Source organism: Pseudoalteromonas sp. SG45-2, from assembly GCF_014164115.1.
Classification (GTDB): domain Bacteria; phylum Pseudomonadota; class Gammaproteobacteria; order Enterobacterales; family Alteromonadaceae; genus Pseudoalteromonas; species Pseudoalteromonas distincta.
The window spans coordinates 46,065-64,195 of record NZ_JACJEO010000009.1; the positions used below are offsets into that span (position 1 = coordinate 46,065).

Here is an 18,131-nt window from a genome sequence, read left to right on the forward strand (position 1 = left end):
AAAGCCTCTTTATTATTTAACTTAAAATAACCATTAGTTTATAGGAAATATATGACTAAAAAATCTAAAACAAAAATCGCAAATACCAGCGCGGTAGACACAGGGCGAGGCGTTATAAACCACAATGCACTAGCGGCAATGGTCACCTCTAAATTATTTAAACCACAAGTAGTTAAAGCTAAAAAAGGCAAAGGCTCGTTTAAACGCAACAACAAGCATTCAGGACAAGAGTCCTATTTAATCGCGGCTTAATTAGCACCGATCAAATAGGGCTTTTGAATATAGTAAGCGAGGTTTTATACCTCGCTGTTACTTTAAAGCATTTAAACCCCCGTTACATGAGCGCGAAATAAATTCGCACCTACGGGTTCGGTGTTTGCACGATGTAGGTGAGGTTTTATACCTCGCTTTTACTTTTAGTTCTTTATTATTTTAACTCCCAAGCTATCCTCTAAAAGCGCAGCGCCTCTGAACCTCTTTGTGAATAACAGCCCTTAAAAATATGAATGCACAAAGAGAAGAAAAAGAGGAGTAAATGAGCAGACAAAGTCCATTTGTTTAAGTTATATGATATTTCACCACCGAGTTCACCGATGCGCTGTGCACTACACAAAGAAAACACGAGTAATGGTTAGTCACTACTCCTTGTTTTCTCCTTCACTTCTCGGTGGTGATTTAATTACTTGTTTACTAATGCATCCGACTAAATGTAAAAGCGGTGCTTTTAAACGCCAGCAAGCTGCGCGTCCACAGGTGTTTAACTCAAGTTAAAGTATGGTCTGTAGAAGAAACGTGCTCACGTTAGAAGTGTAGTTTTTAACCTTTAAAACTATTATTTTTAACTGTTTGTGATGGGTTTTCACCAAATAGTTGCGTGTAATCTTTAGCAAATTGTCCCGCATGCCAAAATCCCCAATTGGCTGCTATTACTGAAATGGGCTTATCTTGGTTTGGTTTTTTTAGTTCCCGCCTTACGTTATTTAAGCGTGTTAAACGTAAAAACCGCAAAGGGTTAATTCCTAAAATACTCTCAAAGCTATACTGAAGTGTGCGCCTACTTACAAAGGAAAGCTCGCACAGCTCGGTTATGGTTATTGGGTTTTGTGGATTTGTGGCCACGTAATCTTTTACTTTATCTACTACGGCTTTGCGGTGTTTATAACTTGGCGCAATATTTTGCTGCGTATTGTCTGCTTGTAATAAGTGTAGTGCCAACATGTTTAGCATATCTTGTTGTGATTCGGTTCTAAGTCCAAAGCCCTTGCCTACAACCATGCTATTAATTATTTGTCTTGCCGTTTGCAAAGATGAGTTGCTCACCGATAAACGAGCTGATTGTGCAGATGCCAGGTTTTTCAATGTTACGCCTTGGAGCTGCGCCATATATTCAATTGAGTTCCAATCGATTACCAAACCATAAATATTAAATTGCTCAGGGGTTATCAACTCAAAGTCGTTATCACTGGTACGGCACATAAATTGATTACTTGCCACACTTAAACCATTAATTTTACTTTGCTGTGACTGACAAGGAATGCCGAGCCAAACCGAATTAGGGGCTATGTTACATTGCTGACGAAGCGCTCGCTCAGTGTATTCTTTAAACACATGAATATTGGCGTAATCCGTTTCTTCAATACAACCATAAAAGCTGCCGTCGCTCATTTGATCGTATTTTTGCTGCCATTGAGTAAGGCTATGCGCTTGCTCGTCTATATCGTGTGTTTGCACCTTGCTCTTTAGTGGTGCGTTAAAGCTACTTTGCTGCGCCATATCGGGGATGCTCTTTTTCGTTACACTTTCATTATGCTTAAGTTAACACCGCTTTGCGTGTGTAACCAATTGAATTGGTTTAATAAAGAATCTTTTGCCAAAATTCGATAGTTACTTGGTACAAAATAAGCTGTCTTGTAACTATTCAATATTGATTTATAGCTAAAGATGCAGCAAAACCTATACCAAGGTTGATCATATTAGTTATGTGGAGTAAATCATGGGGCAAGCGTACAGTTACACTTTAGGTACACATACTTATAAATTCAAGAACTTAGCCCAGTTAATGGCTAAAGCTACACCGCAGCGTTCGGGTGATCGCTTAGCGGGCGTAATTGCACAATCAGCACAAGAACGTGCTGTGGCACAAATGACATTGGCGGATATACCTCTTAAAACATTTTTAAATGAGGTACTTATTCCCTACGAAGATGACGAAATTACACGCTTAATTATTGACGAGCACGATGCAAATGCCTTTATGGCTATTGCACATTTAACCGTAGGCGATTTTCGTAATTGGCTTTTAAGTGACTTTGCAACACCTGCTGTACTTGCAAGTATAAGGCAAGGTATTACGCCGGAAATGGCTGCTGCTGTTAGCAAAATAATGCGCAATCAAGATCTCATATTAATTGCTAAAAAGTGCCATGTTACGAGCGCTTTTAGAAATACTATTGGCCTCCCCGGGCATTTATCTACACGTTTACAACCAAATCACCCAACTGACGATATTAATGGTATTGCTGCATGCATGCTTGATGGTTTGCTATACGGTAATGGCGATGCAGTAATAGGTATAAACCCAGCAACCGATAACGTTGCCCAAGCCATTAAGTTAATGACGTTAATGGATGATGTTATTCAAAAATATGAAATACCAACCCAAAGCTGTGTACTCACCCATGTTACTAACACGATTGAATGTATAGAAGCTGGCGCACCGGTTGATTTAGTATTTCAGTCGATTGGTGGCACAGAGGCTACTAATTCAAGTTTTGGTTTTAATTTAAATACCTTAGCTGAAGCGCAAGATGCGGCTTTGAGTTTAAAGCGCGGCACTGTTGGCAATAATGTAATGTATTTTGAAACTGGGCAAGGCAGTTCGCTTTCAGCAAATGCGCATCATGAGCTTGATCAGCAAACGTGTGAAGCTCGCGCTTATGCCGTTGCTCGTAAGTTTAACCCGTTACTGGTTAATACCGTGGTGGGGTTTATTGGCCCTGAATATTTGTTTGATGGTAAAGAAATTACCCGAGCAGGACTTGAGGATCATTTTTGCGCTAAGTTACTAGGTATACCGATGGGATGCGATGTGTGTTACACCAATCATGCAGAGGCTGATCAAAACGATATGGATAACTTGCTTACGCTATTAGGTGTTGCTGGTTGCTCGTTTGTAATGGGAATACCTGGCTCTGACGATATTATGCTTAATTACCAAACTACGTCGTTTCATGATGCATTATATGTTCGCCGTGTACTTGGCTCTAGACCTGCCCCTGAGTTTGAAGCATGGCTAAGCAAAATGAAAATAATGCAAAGCACTGCCGATATTACACTTTCAGATACCTTGCCTCCCGCTTTTGCTAAACCTCTGGGTGCAATTACTGGAGGTGGCTCATGAAATCACGTTTAAAACAGAGCACTCCTTTAGATGACTCAGTAAACAAGCATAAAAATAACGGTAATGTAGTGCACAATCCTTGGAGTGATTTACGCCGTTTTACCGACGCCCGTATTGGGCTTGGGCGTGCGGGTATAAGTTTGCCAACCTCAGAAATGCTGGCTTTTCAGCTATCTCATGCACAAGCGCGCGATGCAGTGAGTTTTCCGCTTGATATTAACGAAATGACTGAGCAACTAGGCAGTATTAGCGTATTAAAAGATGTTGCCCCTCCCCTGCATTTACACAGCCAAGCTGTTGACAGGGTTACTTACCTTCAGCGACCCGATTTAGGCCGCAAGCTTGATGAAAATGGTAGGCAAATACTTCTCAGCTATATGAATAAACAAAAGCACACTACACAGGCTAAATACGATTTAGCGATTGTAGTGGTTGATGGACTCTCCTCGTTAGCGGTACAAAAAAATGCATGCCCATTTATAACAGAGCTATTAGCGCACCTTACAACAGACAAGCAATTTAAAATTGCCCCCATTACTTTGGTTGAACAAGGTCGAGTAGCAATTGGCGACGATATAGGTGAGTTGCTAAATGCGCAGGTGGTTATGGTGTTAATAGGAGAGCGCCCAGGACTTAGTTCGCCAGATAGCCTTGGCTTGTATTTAACATGGGAGCCTAAAACAGGACTTAACGATGCATGTCGTAATTGCATATCGAATATTCGCCCAGCAGGCCTACCTTATACAGAAGCGGCTAGGCGTGCGCTGTACTTATTACGTGAAGCTAAAAAACTAAAACTAACTGGGGTTAATTTAAAAGACCGTACACAAGACGATGTAATTGAGCATCAGGTTTCAACCACTAACTTTTTAATTGCTGAGTAATTTTAATTAAAAACACATGAAATAAAACAATAAAAACTAAACATCAACGGAGAAGGGTTATGTCTACTAATAATACAGAGTACCTTGCTAAAAGACAGTTAAAACGAGGTACTGCGGGGTGGTTATTACTCGCAGGTTTGGGTGTGTCGTATGTAATATCGGGTGACTTTGCAGGTTGGAACTTTGGTATTGCCGAAGCGGGTTGGGGTGGCTTTGCCATTGCTGCAGTGTTAATGGCAGTTATGTATTTAGCGCTGGTATTGTCGCTTGCTGAAATGTCAGCTGCAATACCTGCAGCAGGTGGTGGTTATAGTTTTGCGCGCCAAGCTATGGGGCCTGCGGGAGGCTATTTAACCGGGCTTGCGGTATTAATTGAATACGCCTTAGCACCCGCTGCTATTGTTATTTTTATAGGCTCTGCAGTTGAAGCCCTTACCGGATTTAATGGACCATGGGTATATGCATTATTTTACTTACTATTTGTGGGAATTCATTTAGCAGGCGTAGGAGAAGCACTTAAAGTAATGATGGTAATAAGTGGTTTAGCAGTATTAGCTATTATTGCAACGGCTTTTGTTTTAATTACAAATTTTGATGCATCACGCTTATTTGACGTCCCCGTAACCGATGCAGTGGGAGCCAGTGAGTTTTTACCTTTAGGTTGGTACGGGGTTTGGGCTGCATTACCGTTTGCCATGTGGTTATTTTTAGCGGTTGAAGGTGTACCGCTTGCTGCAGAAGAGGCAAAAGATCCCGCTAAAGATGTGCCAAAAGGCATTATTGGTGCAATGATCTTTTTGTTATTTACTGCTTTTTTAGTTGTTGTTTTAGTGCCTGGCGCTGGCGGTGCTGCTGCAATGGGCGCAAGTGCTGTACCTTTGGTTGATGCATTAAATGCATCGGGTAGTGAGGCCTTAGCAACTGTAGTAAATATATTAGGGCTTGCGGGTTTAGTTGCTTCGTTTTTCTCTATTATTTATGGTTATAGTCGCTTAGTGTTTGCTTTATCTAGAGCCGGATATTTATCGCGTTCGTTGTCGATTACAACTAATCGCAAAGTGCCAGCACGTGCGTTGATTGTACCTGCCATATTTGGTTTTTTAGTATCACTTAGTGGTGAGGGTGATTTAATACTTGCAATGGCTGTAGTAGGTGCAACGGTATCGTATGCATTAATGGCGCTGAGCCATATTTTACTACGCGTTAAACAACCTGATTTACCTCGCCCGTATAAAACCCCTGGTGGTGTAGTAACTTCAAGTATTGCTTTAGTGCTTTCGCTTATAGCATTAACGGGTGTGTATGCGTTCGACCCTCGTGCATTTTTATACACTATAATGCTGTTTATTGTGGGCGCCGTATATTACTTTGGCTACAGCTCAAAACACTTAGTTGCTAAAAGCGCTGATGAAGAGTTTGCAATGTTGGCAGATGCAGAATCTGATTTAGAGATGGCTAAGTAAATATTAATAGTTATTATAAGTGAGGCTAATCCTCACTTATATTTTTATACAAGCAATACGGTGTAAAAATAGTGCATGCATGTAAATATCAAGTCCCTTATCTACTTTATTAATATCATTTAAAGCTAAAACTTTATGCTGCCGCGTAGCGCTTTGTTTTGCCCATGCTTGGTTTTTTTGTCCATGCGCTTTCGCTGTGAATTACGGCTGGGCTTGGTGGCTCGACGCGCTTTATTAACTACCGTAGCACTAAGGATTAAATCCTTTAAACGCTTAAGGGCATCTTCTCTGTTTAGCTCTTGGGTACGGTGGCTTTGCGCTTTAATGATTAAGACGCCGTCTTTGGTAATTCTTGTATCATTTAATGCAAGTAAGCGTTCTTTGTAGAAGTCAGGTAATTTAGAGCGGTTAATGTCAAAACGTAAATGAATTGCACTTGCTACTTTATTAACATTTTGACCACCGGCACCTTGCGAACGAATAGCTGTGAGCTCTAGTTCCCATTCATCGATAGTGACAGTATTTGAAATTGTTAACATTGTGTTCAGCTCTATTTGTCAAAAATACATTATATCATCAGTACATTAGCTTGTGGTGAATCAACTAAATTCTTAGAACTTAAATAAATTCTCATAAATTGTACTATAAATCAGCCAATATTTTATTTTGTGTTGGCAAGTGTTGCTTATTAGCTTCTAATTGGCACTACTTTAATACTAGGAAATGCTCAATGAAAAAAATACTTGTATCACTTAGCTTATTAGCGATGAGTTTCTCAAGCCTTGCAGAGGATATTAACGAAGGTCAACTTCAAAGCTATATGAAAGCACTGCCAGCTGTGACTAGCTGGGCAAGCAGCCAAGAGTCGTTAAAAGACTTAGATTTAGCAAGTATGCTAGGTGGTTCTGCAGATCAAAGTGTTGGCGAACAAAGCTCTTTAGCTAACAGTGCATTAAGCATGATTAAAGAACAAGACCTATACAAAAGCTTTGCGAGTGTTACAAACCGTTACGGTTTTACGCCAGAGCAGCTAGTAACTGTAGGTTCTGAAGTATCAATGGCTTATATCGAAAATCTTAAGTCGGGCCTTTCGGCTGATAACCAAGAAACTGCTAATAAAGTAATGGGCGGTTTTCAAAGTATGAAAAGTGCTAAAGATAAAGGCGCTAGCTCATTAATGGGTTCGTTTGGTAAATCGTCAAGCGCAGCTGAGGAGTCTACAGAATCTTTAGTAAGCGAAAACAACCTTGAACTTGTGAGCGAATATATGCCACAACTACAAAAGCTTTTTGCACTTTTATAAGTTTTATTGCTTTAAAAAAAGCGGGCTTATCTAGCCGTGAAATTAAAACGCATAAAAAACGGGGGAGTATTCAATACTCCCCCGTTTTTATTTAGCGTACAGATTATTTAAGATCGAACCTGTCTGCGTTCATTACTTTTACCCATGCATTTACAAAGTCATGTACAAAACGTTCTTTATTATCGTCTTGTGCATAAAACTCACTTAGGGCACGTAAAATAGAGTTTGAACCAAACACTAAATCTACGCGTGTGGCAGTCCATTTAATGGTGCCTGTTTTGCGCTCAACAATATTATATATACCTGGCTCTAGTGGCTTCCAGTTGTTAGCCATGTCGGTTAGGTTTACAAAAAAGTCGGTAGATAGCGTGCCTACATTATCAGTAAATACACCATGCTTAGTGCCTGCGTAGTTTGTGCCTAGTACACGCATGCCGCCCATAAGTGCAGTCATTTCTGGTGCTGTTAAGCCCATTAATTGGCTGCGCTCTAACAATAGCTCTTCTGAGGATACGCTAAAGTCATTTTTAAGGTAGTTTCTAAATCCATCATGAACAGGCTCAAGCGGATCGAACGATTTTGCATCAGTCATTTCGTCTGTTGCGTCCCCTCGTCCTGGTGCAAATGGTACTGTTACATTAACACCGGCTTGTTTTGCAGCTTGCTCTACAGCCGCTGTGCCACCTAATACGATTAAATCAGCCATGCTTACTGGCTTAGATAAACCCGCTTGTACTTTTTCAAGGGCACTAAGTACACTTGCTAAACGCGCAGGTTCGTTACCTTGCCAATCTTTTTGTGGTGCTAAACGAATACGTGCGCCATTTGCGCCACCGCGTTTATCAGAACCACGATACGTACGTGCACTATCCCACGCTGTATTTATTAAATCACTTGCACTTACACCGCAATCAAGTAGCTGTGCTTTTAAGCTTGTGATTTCATCGTCTGATAATGTGTAATCAACTGCAGGAATAGGATCTTGCCAAATTAGGTCTTCGCTTGGTACGTCTTTACCTAAGTAACATGCTTTAGGACCTAAATCGCGGTGAGTTAGCTTAAACCATGCGCGTGCAAATACATCAGAGAAGTATTCAAAGTCGTTATAAAAACGCTCAATAATTTTACGGTACGCAGGGTCCACTTTCATGGCCATATCGGCATCGGTCATCATTGGGTTTAAACGAATTGATGGGTCTTCTACGTCTACTGGTTTGTCTTCTTCTTTAATATTTACAGGTTCCCACTGATGAGCGCCAGCTGGGCTTTTTGTTAATTCCCATTCGTAATTTAAAAGTAAGTGGCAGTATCCGTTATCCCATGTAGTTGGGTGTGTGGTCCATGCGCCTTCAAGGCCAGAAGTTACAGTATGACGACCAAAGCCGCCTTCTTTGGTGCTGTTCCAACCTAAACCTTGCTCGTGTACGTCTGCTGCTTCTGGCTCTGGACCTAAGTGCTCTGCTTTACCATTACCGTGAGTTTTACCTACTGTATGGCCGCCCACTGTTAGCGCTGCGGTTTCTTCATCGTCCATCGCCATGCGAGCAAATGTTTCACGTACGTGATCTGCCGTTTTTTGTGGATCGGGTATACCATTAACACCTTCAGGGTTAACGTAAATTAGGCCCATTTGTACTGCGGCTAATGGGTTTTCCATGGTGTCTGGTTTTTCTACATTGTCGTAGCGTTCATCACTTGGTGCTAACCATTCTTTTTCTGCACCCCAGTAAATATCTTTTTCTGGATGCCAAATGTCTTCACGGCCGCCCGCAAAACCATAAATTTTAAGACCCATTGATTCGTATGCCATATTACCAGCAAGAATAAATAAATCGGCCCATGAGAGTTTGTTACCGTATTTTTTCTTAAGTGGCCATAAAAGTCTGCGTGCTTTATCTAAGCTTGCGTTATCTGGCCATGAATTTAAAGGCGAGAAACGTTGATTACCGGTACTTGCGCCACCACGACCATCAGATAAACGGTACGTACCCGCTGAGTGCCATGCCATACGAATCATTAAACCACCGTAATGGCCCCAATCGGCAGGCCACCAATCTTGGCTGTCGGTCATAAAGGTTTTTAAGTCGGCTTTTACTTCGTCTAAATCTAGAGATTTAAATTCTTCTGCGTAGTTAAAATTAGTGCCGTATGGATTTGATTTAGTATCGTGTTGATGAAGAATGTCTAAGTTGAGTGTGTTTGGCCACCAATCGGTGTTTACTTTAGAAACAACTGAATTACTACCGTGCATAACAGGGCATTTACCCGCTGTTGGCTTGCTCATTGTGAAATCCTTAAAATAGAAAAGTAAAATACTTAAACAATCAGTATTATTGCTTATGTGTTTATAACTTTTTAAAAAGTAACGGTTATTTTTATTTAATAGGCTTACTTTTTACTCAGCGTGCCTACCTAAGTGCTTACGTATCCTTAATATAGGCGTATAAATTATGCTACGCCAGCCTCAACATACTATTTAAAACGATTGCTCCAATTTATATTTTTGATTGCCCTTACGTTAATGATGTATTTAACAATAGGCTTAAAGTCGCGTTTAAAATAATAGTAAAAAAGTCAGATGGCGCTCATATAAAGCATTACGCAAAATAAAAATTTAAATATCGGTGAATTAACCTTAATCTTTTTACTAGACCTGTGATCGAATTGAAAAATTTCGGCGTATTGGTATGTGAAGGGTTTGAAAGTGGCTTTAGTTTACTAAAGCGCACATTGGAATACCCCCCTTCACCATGAAATTGTAGTTAGATAGTTATAATGATAAAGGTGCATTACTTAAGCCCAATGCACCTTTACTTTATAAACCGAATACTTTGAGTATTCTTATATTTTTAACTAGTTGAATTAAATTAAGTATTTGTTCATAAAGATTCAGTTAGTATGAAGTTGTTCTCCTGTGAATCCCTACGACATATTGTTGTTTTAAGCAGTTTTTGCCAGCTCACCTTGAGCTGGTTTTTTTTTGCCTATTTTTACTCAAATTACCTGAGCATGGGTAATATGCTCACGCTTTACCCTATTATTGCTAAGCTCACTAGGCTAAATAAATTTTACAACTATTGCTCCTATCTAAATTAGGTCAATTTTAATCCACAAAGAACAACACGCCCTAGTGCCATTAAGCCCTGCATGTTAAAGTTATTACAGTAATTAATTTAATTAGGCGTACCAATGCGTTATTACCTATCTGTACTTTTTGTTTGTTTAAATTTGTTTTCAGGCATAGTGAACTCTGCTGAAAAGCAACCAGCTTCACCTACAGCACAACAAGAGCAACAAGCTCTTCAACAACTCAAAGAGCCTATGTATAAGCCGCTAATGGAGCGCTACATATTAGATGAGCTAAAAGCAGTTAGGCAAGATCAGCAAAAGCTTCGTGAAGATGTAACTAAGCAGGTTACTCATGCGCAGCTTGATACTGCCGATCGCGCATTAACGTACACTACAGACACCATTAATAATGTGTTTTTTATAATTACCGCTACGGCGTCGATTTTAGTTTTAGTGGGTTGGAACTCGTTGCGCGATGTTAAAAACAAAGTAGAAGATATTGTAAATACGCGTGTGAGTGTAATTACAGACGAGTATGAAGACCGATTAAAAATTCTTGAAGAAAAACTACGCGTTCGCTCAGAAGAAATACTCAGCAACCAAGAGCGCATATCGGTGACTAACGAAGTTCATTCGTTGTGGATGCGCGCAAACCTAGAAAGTGATTTTGCAAATAAAATTGAAATTTTTGACGAAATACTCAATCGCAAACCTGAAGATGTGGAAGCCATTGCTTATAAAGCCGATGCACTACTAGAAATTAATGAAACAGCACAAGCCATTGAGCTGTGTAATCAAGCTATTGATATAGATAGTGACTATGGTTATGCCTATTGGCAACGAGCATGTGCTTATGCACTAACACATAAGCATGCTGATGCCTTAGCCGATATTAAAATGGCACTTGAATACTCTCCAAACTTACGTAATGAATTATTACATGAGAGCGCATTTGCAAGCCTGCATGACAACGACAGCTTTAATACGATAGTGGCTGGTGAAGTTGTTTAAGCACTCAGAATTTGGCCTGTATGATTAGGCGCAACACCATAAAAAAGGGCCTTGGCCCTTTTTTTGTTTTTAAAGGTAAAGTTTGTTGTGTAATTAGAAGCTTAACTGCGCTCTACAAACTCAGCTCTAGCGTAGAGCTAAGATCAAAAGTGATTAATTCACAAAGAGGTTTAGAGACGCTGCGCTTTTAGAGAAGAGCTTAGAAGTTAAAATAATAAAAACAATCAGAAACTGTGCTTCTAACATGAGCAACAAGTCATACTCTAAACTTGGTATAAACACAGCTATTCGCGCAGGTTACAAGCTTTTAAAGCAACGCTTGTACTTTTATAATGCCGAGTCAGCATTGGTTTTGCTCTTCTCATTTGCTCCTCCTTTTCTTCTCTGCGTGCATATTGTTTTTTAGGGCTGTTATACACAAATAGGTTTAGAGATGCTGCGCTTTTAGAGTAGTTAGCTTAAGTGCTTCTCGCGCGAGCAAGCTCTGCGCCTACGTGGAAAACTTACACTCAGCAGTTTAATTTACCTGTAGACGCGCTGCTTGCAGGCGTTTAAAAACGCAGTTTTTAGATGGTTGAATTAATACCAACCCGAAATAATACTTAATCATTTTTAGGGGCTAAACGTGTCGCTACCTGCGTTAAAAAATTCTCATTTAGAACAACTAAATAGCGAATTTTTTGCCTAGCTATCAACACGTTTTTCCATCCTCAAAATAGATCACTTAATTAAGCGAATTGGTATAAGTAATTAGAAGCTGCTATCAGTTTTCTTCAGGCATAAAAAAAGCCGCATAAAATGCGGCTTTGGAGGTTAGTCTCACTTCACTTTGGGCGTGTCTCCAAAACTTAGTGAATACGTTACCAAGGAACTGTTATGTATTATTTAAGCTATTGACTCTAATGCAATTTTAACCATTTCGTTAAACGTGCTTTGACGCTCATCAGCAGGTGTTGCTTCACCGGTGATTACGTGGTCACTTACTGTAAATAATGCCATTGCGTTTGCGCCGTATTCAGCTGCAACGCCATATAAACCGGCTGTTTCCATATCTACTGCTAGCATGCCTAACTTGTCTAAGTCTTTGTAGAACGAGTCGTCTGCTTGGTAGAAAGTGTCGGTTGTAAATACGTTACCTACTTTTGCTTCTATTCCTAGCTCTTTAGCGGCGTTTACACCGTTTAAAAGTAGGTCAAAGTTAGCAATAGCAGCAAAATCGTAGCCACGAACACGTGCACGGTTTACGTTTGAATCTGTGCTTGCACCTTGTGCAAAAATTACGTCACGGATTTTGATATCTGTGCCAATACCACCACACGTACCAATACGTATAATATTTTTAACGCCAAAGCTTACAATTAGCTCACGTGCATAAATAGACATTGATGGAATGCCCATGCCTGAACCCATGATGCTTACTGGCTTACCTTTGTAAGTACCAGTGAAACCGTACATGTTACGAACACCTGTAACTTGTACTGCATCATCTAAAAAGTTTTCAGCAATATATTGCGCACGTAGCGGATCGCCTGGCATTAATACTGTTTCGGCGAAATCACCAACGTTTGCACTGATATGCGGAGTACTCATTAATTGTTTTCCTTCTTATTTGGCGTTGTTAGCTCATTTAAAAAACTGTCGCCGTAATCAAGCGCAGATAAGTTAAACCACTGTGCCAGTGTTTGACCGATATCTGCAAAGCTGTTGCGTTCACCTAGAGGTGTGTTACTCATACCTGGTTTATATGCAATAACCGGTACGTATTCGCGAGTGTGCTCAGAACCTGGAAAGGTTGGGTCACAACCGTGATCTGCAGTGATCATTAATATATCATCTGCGTTTAACTGTTTTAGTATAGTTGGTAAATAGTCATCAAATTCTTTTAATGCTTTTGCATAACCTACTGGGTTACGGCGATGACCAAATTTTTCATCAAAATCAACTAGGTTAGTAAAGATTAAGCTATGATCTGGTGCGCTTTTCATTACTTCGCTGGTTTTTTCTAGCAAGTTCATAAGCCCAGGTGCTTTATGCTTTTGGGTTATGCCCTGATGCGCGTAAATATCTGAAATTTTACCAATACTAATTACTTCGCCGCCGTCTTTTGCTAACACATCTAGCAATGTTGGTGCTGGCGGAAGCACTGAATAGTCGCGACGATTACCCGTTCGAGCAAAGTCTTGGCTATTTGAACCCAAAAATGGCCGCGCAATCACTCGTCCTATATTCATTTCATCAAGTAGCGCCCGTGCGATTTCGCAAACTTGATAAAGCTTCTCTAGGCCGAATGACTCTTCATGCGCGGCTATTTGAAACACGCTATCAGCTGAGGTGTAACAGATTGGTTTACCTGTTTTTACGTGCTCTTCACCTAGCTGTTCTAAAATGGTTGTTCCCGATGCATGGCAGTTGCCTAAAATGCCAGGAATACCAGTACGAGCTATAAACTCGTCTATAAATTCTTGTGGGAAACTTGGCTGTGTTTTTGGGAAATATCCCCAATCAAATAACACAGGTACTCCTGCCATTTCCCAATGACCTGATGGCGTGTCTTTTCCGCTAGATAATTCTTTAGCGTAACCCCATGCCCCTTGAGAAGCTTGGCGGTCTGAAATTAAACACGGTTCTCCACCGGCAGCTTCACATGCATCCACTAACCCAAGTTTTGATAGGTTAGGAAGCGATAATGCAGCGCCTGTTTCGTCGTAATATGCTTTTAGTAAGTGAGCGAATGTATTAGCCCCAAGATCGCCGAATTTATCTGCATCTGGTGCTGCACCGATTCCTAGGCTATCTGCCATTAAGATAATTGCTCTTGCCATTTTGACCTCACTTTGATTCTAGGTGGTTACTTTATCCGCTGATCGATTTTTCCGTACAGGACAAAAGTCCTGTTTCATAAAACCTAAACATTATAAATTTGCATTCTTAAGCGAAGCAAAAGAGATTAATCGTGTCTTTTTTGCTATTGTGATCTACCAACAATATATCCTTCTGTGTGGGTGAGAACTTTAGTGACACGAACTACTATTATAGCTATTGCAGGCGCGTCTGCGTCGGGCAAATCTCTTTTTAGCCAAACTATATACAATGAATTGGTTAATGAGCTTGAACCAGGCGCTATCGCCATTATTGAAGAAGATGCTTACTACAAGGATCAGTCGCATTTACCGATGGCGCATCGTACGCAAACGAATTACGACCATCCTGATGCATTTGAACATGCGTTAATGCTTGAGCATTTAACACAGCTTCGTAGTGGAAATTCAGTTGAAGTACCAACGTATGATTATGCACAGCATACACGTAGCGAGAAAACTCGCCGAGTGCCTGCTGCTAAAATACTCATTGTTGAAGGTATTTTATTATTGAGTGACAAAGCGCTTAATAAAGAATTTGATATTAAGGTGTTTATAGATACGCCTTTAGATATTTGCTTAATGCGTCGTATGCAACGTGATATGGAGCAACGAGGCAGAACATTACAATCTGTTGTTGAGCAGTATCAAGCAACTGTTAGACCGATGTTTTATCAATTTATTGAGCCTTCTAAGCATAACGCAGATTTAGTTGTGACTCGAGGCGGTATGAACCGCGTTGCGATTGATATAATAAAAAGTAAGATAAAATATTTACTACAAGAATAACAACGGGAAACATTTGTATGACAACATTTATGAGCTTAGTGGGCATGTGTGTGCTACTAAGCATTGCCTTTGCGGCATCAACTAATCGCAAGGCAATTAATTTAAGAACCGTTGGTATAGCATTTGCGATGCAAGTTGTTATTGGCGGTTTTGTCCTGTTTTTTGAAGCAGGAAAAAATGTGTTAACGAGCATGTCAGCAGCCGTATCGTCGGTTATTGGTTATGCAAACGACGGTATTGGGTTTTTGTTTGGCCCACTTGCCTCACAAGACACATTAGGTTTTATTTTTGCGATTCAAGTTTTGCCCGTTATCGTGTTTTTCTCAGCACTTGTTGCTGTGTTGTATCACCTTGGCATTATGGATTGGATAATTAGGATTTTAGGCGGCGGTTTACAAAAATTATTGAAAACCTCTCGCACAGAATCGCTTTCAGCGACAGCAAATATTTTTGTTGGCCAAACTGAAGCACCGCTAATAGTTAAGCCATTTATAGCAACAATGACTAAATCGGAATTGTTTGCAGTGATGGTAGGTGGCTTAGCCACTGTGGCAGGCTCTGTAATGGCCGGTTACGTTATTATTGGCGTAGATCTTAAGTATTTAATAGCAGCGAGCTTTATGGCTGCTCCAGGTGGTTTTTTAATGGCCAAGATGATTGTGCCAGAAACTGAAACGCCTAAAGATAACTTAGCTGATTTAGATTTAGATGACGAAGATAAGCCTGTAAATGTAATTGATGCAGCTGCATCAGGTGCAGCAAACGGTATGCATTTAGCACTTAATGTAGGTGCAATGTTACTTGCTTTTGTAGCGCTAATTGCACTACTAAACGGTTTATTAGGTGGTATTGGTGGGTGGTTTGATTACCCAACATTAACGCTTCAAGAAATATTAGGTTATGTATTTGCTCCTGTAGCATGGTTACTAGGTGTGCCATGGGATGAAGCAATTATAGCCGGCAGCTTTATTGGTCAAAAGATAGTAGTGAACGAGTTTGTTGCTTACTTAGACTTTATAAATTATCGCGATACGTTAAGCGCGCACACACAAGCAATTGTTACTTTTGCTCTATGTGGCTTTGCTAACTTATCATCGATAGCCATTTTACTAGGTGGGTTAGGCGGTATGGCGCCTAGTCGGCGGAAGGATATCGCACGCTTAGGGCTCAGAGCAGTGTTAGCAGGATCTATGGCTAACCTTATGAGCGCAGCAATTGCTGGGTTTTTCCTCTCGCTAGCTTAGAAACTTATTGAGATGAACACCGGTGTTGCAAAACAAGAGGATAGCGCTTTAAGGGGTTAAAGCTCTATCTGACTTGAACGATACTTCACCAAGGGCCGCAAGGCCCTTTTATCGTTTTAGGCCTTCCACATTTATACACTCCCCCACCTTCAAGCTATTTAACCTTATTTATGGTTATATATAACTCAAATAAACCAATATCTTAGTAACAAATTCACATAAATATTTTTTGTGTTTTTCGTATTTTCAGCCACACTTATATTACTTAAGCTAACCGACTAACGACCCGCTATTGTGAAATATATTCTTTATTCTCTTTTTTTAATTTGCTCTGTGTATGTTCAAGCAAAAGAACCCATCCTTGTTGTTACAGAGTTAGCACCGCCAAACCAGGTGTTGATTGATGGTGAGGTAGCAGGTGAAGGTACTCAATTTATTAGAGATATATTTGCTGAGGCTGATCTAACACCTAACATTCAAATGTACCCTTGGGCACGTGCTTATAAAATTGCAGATGAGCTTAAAAATACCTTTATATACAGCCTTGCACGCACTGTAGAGCGAGAAGACAAATTTTATTGGATAGGACCTGTCGGACGTTTTGAACTAGGCTTTATTGGCCTATCAGAGCGAGATGATCTTATTATAAACACTACTGAACAAGCTAAAGTGTACAAAATTGCTATGCAGCGCAATGATTTTTCAACACAAACCCTCGCAAAACTGGGGTTTGAAGTTGTTTTAACCTCTGATATTCAAAAGTCATACTCTTTACTACTCGCTAAAAAAGTAGATTTAATTGTAGACGATCCTTTATATATGCAGCAGATGAGTGATTATCTAAAGCTCAAACCAGCACACTTAAAGTTTATTTATAAAATAGATGAGCTGACAATTGATGCTTATTTAGCTGCGAATAAAAAAACAGATATGCATTTAATAGAATCACTGCAAGCTGCATTTTTAAAAATAAAGCAAAAGAAAGGGCTGCCTTACAAGTACTAACATTAGCGCTTATAACGTTTTTTATAAGCCGAAAAGTTATCCTTCTTTTTAAGCTTTTCAAACTCCCTATTAAAACGCTCTACAATGTAATTGGGTACTGATTTATTAAACGCGATGTAGTTACCTGCTATCTCAGGTAATGGTAATTCCTGCAGCCTAACGACATCGTCTTCACTATACCCAAAAGGCGAAAGTTGATAACCAATGGTGTATTCAGAGCCTAAAATCAAATCTATTTTACTATTTAAAAACAAGTGCATATATTGCTTTTCATCACCTATGGACAAAAGGTTTTTACCTGCTTCAAACCCTACTTTTTTAATTATGGATTCGTAAATATCCCCTCTTACGATAGCAAGTGAAAACTGCTTTGCTTCATTTAAGCTATTCATTTTTAACTGAGTATTTTTTTTAAGTTTATAAAAAAATGTTTCACTGGATGCCAAAGGCCCTACCCAATTAAAAATAGGCGTTCTTTGAGATGTTTTAGCGATAGAGATAATACCTGAATGCTTATCTTTTTGGGCTAGGCTGTAAGCACGTTTCCAAGGAAGTATTTTAAATTCACAGGTAATATCTGACGCAATGCATACATCTTTTACAATATCGAGATTTATGCCAACAAGTTGACCCGCTTTGTTTTCAAAATTGTATGGCGAAAAGTGCTCAGTGTAGACCGTGAGCTTGAAATCTTCAGCCTGTGCGTAATGACTAATAAATATAAAAACAAGTATAAGGAAGGATTTAATGATAACGATACCTACTGATGAACTTACATTAATAATAGGTGCAGCTTAGGTTGAGTCAAATTTCAGACACAAAAAAAGCGCCTTAAGCGCTTTTTTTCATTTTACTTAAAAAGTAAAATTATACAGCTGTGATGTTATCAGCTTGTGGACCTTTTTGACCTTGTGAAAGAGTGAACTCTACACGTTGGCCTTCAGCTAAAGTTTTGAAACCTTCGCTTTTGATTGCTGAGAAATGTGCGAAAACGTCTGGGCCATTTTCTTGCTCGATGAAACCAAAACCTTTAGACTCGTTGAACCACTTAACTGTACCTGATACGATGTTAGACATTGTAATATCCTGATATAAAATAAAAAAT

General features: G+C 39.8%; 16 protein-coding genes. 9 read left to right on the forward strand and 7 right to left on the reverse strand.

Features of this window, described 5'->3' with window-relative positions:
* Positions 1-51: 51 nt before the first annotated feature.
* The gene (gene arfA / locus H5116_RS08270) at positions 52-252 is read left to right on the forward strand and encodes a ribosome alternative rescue factor ArfA (RefSeq protein WP_182715922.1); all 201 of its coding nucleotides are present in this window, start codon (positions 52-54) and stop codon (positions 250-252) included.
* Between the two features lie 564 nt (positions 253-816).
* On the opposite strand, the gene H5116_RS08275 is transcribed toward arfA, so the two are convergent.
* Positions 817-1,773, reverse strand: a complete 957-nt coding sequence (locus H5116_RS08275; protein WP_182693224.1) for a helix-turn-helix domain-containing protein — start codon at positions 1,771-1,773, stop codon at positions 817-819.
* 220 nt (positions 1,774-1,993) lie between these two features.
* Between H5116_RS08275 and H5116_RS08280 the strand changes: the two genes are divergently transcribed.
* Genes H5116_RS08280 through eat form a run of 3 tightly spaced genes read left to right on the forward strand, consistent with a single transcriptional unit; the run spans position 1,994 to position 5,747 of the window.
* Positions 1,994-3,400 carry an ethanolamine ammonia-lyase subunit EutB gene (locus tag H5116_RS08280; protein WP_182715923.1) on the forward strand — a complete coding sequence of 469 codons (1,407 nt, stop codon included), beginning with the start codon at positions 1,994-1,996 and terminating at the stop codon, positions 3,398-3,400.
* Positions 3,397-4,284, forward strand: coding sequence for an ethanolamine ammonia-lyase subunit EutC (gene eutC, locus H5116_RS08285; RefSeq protein WP_024594887.1), 888 nt, complete (start codon positions 3,397-3,399; stop codon positions 4,282-4,284). Before H5116_RS08280 ends, eutC begins: the two co-directional genes overlap by 4 nt.
* A 59-nt stretch (positions 4,285-4,343) precedes the next feature.
* The gene (gene eat / locus H5116_RS08290; RefSeq protein WP_182695278.1) at positions 4,344-5,747 is read left to right on the forward strand and encodes an ethanolamine permease; all 1,404 of its coding nucleotides are present in this window, start codon (positions 4,344-4,346) and stop codon (positions 5,745-5,747) included.
* A gap of 125 nt (positions 5,748-5,872) precedes the next feature.
* Here eat and arfB read toward each other — a convergent pair whose 3' ends face one another.
* On the reverse strand, positions 5,873-6,286 hold the full coding sequence (arfB, locus tag H5116_RS08295) for an alternative ribosome rescue aminoacyl-tRNA hydrolase ArfB (RefSeq protein WP_002959105.1): 414 nt from the start codon (positions 6,284-6,286) through the stop codon (positions 5,873-5,875).
* Between the two features lie 191 nt (positions 6,287-6,477).
* On the opposite strand from arfB, the gene H5116_RS08300 reads away from it, so the two are divergent.
* The gene (locus H5116_RS08300) at positions 6,478-7,050 is read left to right on the forward strand and encodes a hypothetical protein (protein ID WP_002959106.1); all 573 of its coding nucleotides are present in this window, start codon (positions 6,478-6,480) and stop codon (positions 7,048-7,050) included.
* 103 nt (positions 7,051-7,153) lie between these two features.
* Here H5116_RS08300 and katG read toward each other — a convergent pair whose 3' ends face one another.
* A complete protein-coding gene (gene katG / locus H5116_RS08305) occupies positions 7,154-9,334 on the reverse strand; it encodes a catalase/peroxidase HPI (RefSeq protein ID WP_182715924.1) in 2,181 nt (726 codons plus the stop codon).
* Between the two features lie 905 nt (positions 9,335-10,239).
* Between katG and H5116_RS08310 the strand changes: the two genes are divergently transcribed.
* A complete protein-coding gene (locus H5116_RS08310; protein ID WP_024596284.1) occupies positions 10,240-11,130 on the forward strand; it encodes a TPR end-of-group domain-containing protein in 891 nt (296 codons plus the stop codon).
* Positions 11,131-12,015: 885 nt separating this feature from the next.
* On the opposite strand, the gene deoD is transcribed toward H5116_RS08310, so the two are convergent.
* Together deoD and H5116_RS08320 are read right to left on the reverse strand one after the other, a co-directional pair.
* Positions 12,016-12,720, reverse strand: coding sequence for a purine-nucleoside phosphorylase (gene deoD, locus H5116_RS08315; protein WP_024596283.1), 705 nt, complete (start codon positions 12,718-12,720; stop codon positions 12,016-12,018).
* Positions 12,720-13,952 carry a phosphopentomutase gene (locus tag H5116_RS08320; RefSeq protein ID WP_024596282.1) on the reverse strand — a complete coding sequence of 411 codons (1,233 nt, stop codon included), beginning with the start codon at positions 13,950-13,952 and terminating at the stop codon, positions 12,720-12,722. The genes deoD and H5116_RS08320 overlap by 1 nt, the downstream gene beginning before the upstream one ends.
* A 192-nt stretch (positions 13,953-14,144) precedes the next feature.
* On the opposite strand from H5116_RS08320, the gene udk reads away from it, so the two are divergent.
* The 3 genes from udk to H5116_RS08335 all read left to right on the forward strand — a co-directional run bounded on the left by udk (position 14,145) and on the right by H5116_RS08335 (position 17,026).
* Positions 14,145-14,777, forward strand: coding sequence for a uridine kinase (gene udk, locus H5116_RS08325; RefSeq protein ID WP_024596281.1), 633 nt, complete (start codon positions 14,145-14,147; stop codon positions 14,775-14,777).
* 17 nt (positions 14,778-14,794) lie between these two features.
* Entirely contained in the window at positions 14,795-16,021 is a 1,227-nt protein-coding gene (locus H5116_RS08330) for a NupC/NupG family nucleoside CNT transporter (protein WP_039488805.1), read from the forward strand.
* 294 nt (positions 16,022-16,315) lie between these two features.
* Entirely contained in the window at positions 16,316-17,026 is a 711-nt protein-coding gene (locus tag H5116_RS08335) for an ABC transporter substrate-binding protein (RefSeq protein WP_182715925.1), read from the forward strand.
* A gap of 2 nt (positions 17,027-17,028) precedes the next feature.
* On the opposite strand, the gene H5116_RS08340 is transcribed toward H5116_RS08335, so the two are convergent.
* The gene (locus H5116_RS08340) at positions 17,029-17,811 is read right to left on the reverse strand and encodes a transporter substrate-binding domain-containing protein (RefSeq protein ID WP_310735988.1); all 783 of its coding nucleotides are present in this window, start codon (positions 17,809-17,811) and stop codon (positions 17,029-17,031) included.
* Between the two features lie 82 nt (positions 17,812-17,893).
* Positions 17,894-18,103 (reverse strand): cold-shock protein, encoded by a 210-nt coding sequence (locus H5116_RS08345; RefSeq protein ID WP_002959120.1) that lies wholly within the window; start codon positions 18,101-18,103, stop codon positions 17,894-17,896.
* Between the last annotated feature and the right edge of the window lie 28 nt (positions 18,104-18,131).

Bases quoted from the DNA above. Each gene is read 5' to 3' on its own strand.
- H5116_RS08275 (WP_182693224.1), bottom strand. From the start codon at position 1,773: ATGGCGCAGCAAAGTAGCTTTAACGCACCACTAAAGAGCAAGGTGCAA.
- eat (WP_182695278.1), top strand. From the start codon at position 4,344: ATGTCTACTAATAATACAGAGTACCTTGCTAAAAGACAGTTAAAACGA.
- arfA (WP_182715922.1), top strand. From the start codon at position 52: ATGACTAAAAAATCTAAAACAAAAATCGCAAATACCAGCGCGGTAGAC.
- H5116_RS08300 (WP_002959106.1), top strand. From the start codon at position 6,478: ATGAAAAAAATACTTGTATCACTTAGCTTATTAGCGATGAGTTTCTCA.
- arfB (WP_002959105.1), bottom strand. From the start codon at position 6,286: ATGTTAACAATTTCAAATACTGTCACTATCGATGAATGGGAACTAGAG.
- deoD (WP_024596283.1), bottom strand. From the start codon at position 12,720: ATGAGTACTCCGCATATCAGTGCAAACGTTGGTGATTTCGCCGAAACA.
- katG (WP_182715924.1), bottom strand. From the start codon at position 9,334: ATGAGCAAGCCAACAGCGGGTAAATGCCCTGTTATGCACGGTAGTAAT.
- H5116_RS08310 (WP_024596284.1), top strand. From the start codon at position 10,240: ATGCGTTATTACCTATCTGTACTTTTTGTTTGTTTAAATTTGTTTTCA.
- H5116_RS08345 (WP_002959120.1), bottom strand. From the start codon at position 18,103: ATGTCTAACATCGTATCAGGTACAGTTAAGTGGTTCAACGAGTCTAAA.
- H5116_RS08320 (WP_024596282.1), bottom strand. From the start codon at position 13,952: ATGGCAAGAGCAATTATCTTAATGGCAGATAGCCTAGGAATCGGTGCA.
- H5116_RS08280 (WP_182715923.1), top strand. From the start codon at position 1,994: ATGGGGCAAGCGTACAGTTACACTTTAGGTACACATACTTATAAATTC.
- eutC (WP_024594887.1), top strand. From the start codon at position 3,397: ATGAAATCACGTTTAAAACAGAGCACTCCTTTAGATGACTCAGTAAAC.
- H5116_RS08330 (WP_039488805.1), top strand. From the start codon at position 14,795: ATGACAACATTTATGAGCTTAGTGGGCATGTGTGTGCTACTAAGCATT.